Genomic DNA, 1,995 nt, shown 5'->3' on the forward strand with positions numbered 1-1,995 from the left:
TTACTGAATCAACAAATACAAGCGGATAAAGACTTAGCCGATGCGAAAAGCAAAGCGGAAGGTCTATTCACAGACAGCAACTTTAACAAGCTGAAAGGTACAACAAATCAAGCAGCCATCGATGCGGCACAAAGTGCAGTGAATAAACTACCAGCAGGTACAGAAAAAACGCGTCTACAAGGCCTAGTGAATAATGCCCAAGGTTTACTGAATCAACAAATACAAGCGGATAAAGACTTAGCCGATGCGAAAAGCAAAGCGGAAGGTCTATTCACAGACAGCAACTTTAACAAGCTGAAAGGTACAACAAATCAAGCAGCCATCGATGCGGCACAAAATGCAGTGAATAAACTCCCAGCAGGTACAGAAAAAACGCGTCTACAAGGCCTAGTGAATAATGCCCAAAACTTACTGAATCAACAAGGACAAGCAGATAAAGACTTAGCCGATGCGAAAAGCAAAGCAGAAGGTCTATTCACAGATAGCAACTTTAACAAGCTGAAAGGTACAACAAATCAAATAGCTATCAGTGAGGCACAAAGTGCGGTGAATAAACTCCCAGCAGGTACAGAAAAAACGCGCCTACAAGGTCTAGTGAATAATGCCCAAAACTTACTGAATCAACAAGGACAAGCAGATAAAGATTTAGCCGATGCGAAAAGCAAAGCGGAAGGTCTATTCACAGATAGCAACTTTAACAAGCTGAAAGGTACAACAAATCAAGCAGCGATTGATGCGGCGCAAAGTGCAGTAAGTAAATTGCCAGCAAGTCCAGAAAAAAACCGTCTACAAGGTTTAGTAGGAGCTGCGCAAGATTTACTGAATCAACAAGGACAAGCGGATAAAGACTTAGCCGATGCGAAAAGCAAAGCGGAAGGTCTATTCACAGATAGCAGCTTTAACAAACTAAAAGATACAGCGAATCAAGCAGCGATTGATGAGGCACAAGAGGCAATTGACAAACTGCCAGCAGGTTCAGAAAAAGACCGTCTACAAGGTTTAGTAGAAGCTGCGCAAGATTTACTGAATCAACAAGGACAAGGGGAACAAGACTTAGCAGATGCGAAAAACAAAGCAGAAGGTCTGTTCACAGATGGCAGCTTTAACAAACTGAAAGATACAACAAATCAAACAGCGATTGATGAGGCGCAAAGTGCAGTGAGTAAATTGCCAGCAAGTCCAGAAAAAGACCGTCTACAAGGTTTAGTAGAAGCTGCGCAAGATTTACTGAATCAACAAGGGCAAGGGGAACAAGACTTAGCAGATGCGAAAAACAAAGCAGAAGGTCTATTCACAGATGGCAGCTTTAACAAACTAAAAGATACAGCGAATCAAGCAGCGATTGATGAGGCACAAGAGGCAATTGACAAACTGCCAGCAGGTTCAGAAAAAGACCGTCTACAAGGTTTAGTAGAAGCTGCGCAAGATTTACTGAACCAACAAGGACAAGGTGAACTAGACTTAGCCGATGCGAAAAGCAAAGCAGAAGGATTATTCACAGATAGCAACTTTAACAAGCTGAAAGGTACAACCAATCAAACAGCGATCGATGAAGCACAAAGTGCAGTGAGTAAATTACCAGCAGGTTCAGAAAAAGATCGTTTACAAGGTTTAGTAGAGGCTGCGCAAGACTTACTGAATCAACAAGGACAAGGTGAACTAGACTTAGCAGATGCGAAAAACAAAGCAGAAGGTCTGTTCACAGATGGTAACTTTGATAAGCTGAAAGATACAACCAATCAAACAGCGATCGATGAGGCACAAGAGGCAATTGACAAACTGCCAGCAGGTTCAGAAAAAGACCGTCTACAAGGTTTAGTAGAAGCTGCGCAAGATTTACTGAACCAACAAGGACAAGGTGAAATAGACTTAGCTGATGCGAAAAACAAAGCAGAAGATCTATTCACAGATGGCAGCTTTAACAAACTAAAAGATACAGCGAATCAAGCAGCGATTGATGAGGCACAAGAGGCAATTGACAAACTGCCAGCAGGT

1 protein-coding gene is annotated in these 1,995 nt (G+C 42.3%); it reads left to right on the forward strand.

Annotated features, from left to right (window positions below):
- Window positions 1-1,995, forward strand: a 1,995-nt coding sequence (locus GJU32_RS23290) for a toxin Cry1Ac domain D-VI-related protein (protein WP_230875133.1), incomplete at both ends; no start/stop codon positions are given.

It is taken from the genome of Lysinibacillus cavernae, from assembly GCF_009724685.1.
Lineage (GTDB): Bacteria > Bacillota > Bacilli > Bacillales_A > Planococcaceae > Lysinibacillus > Lysinibacillus cavernae.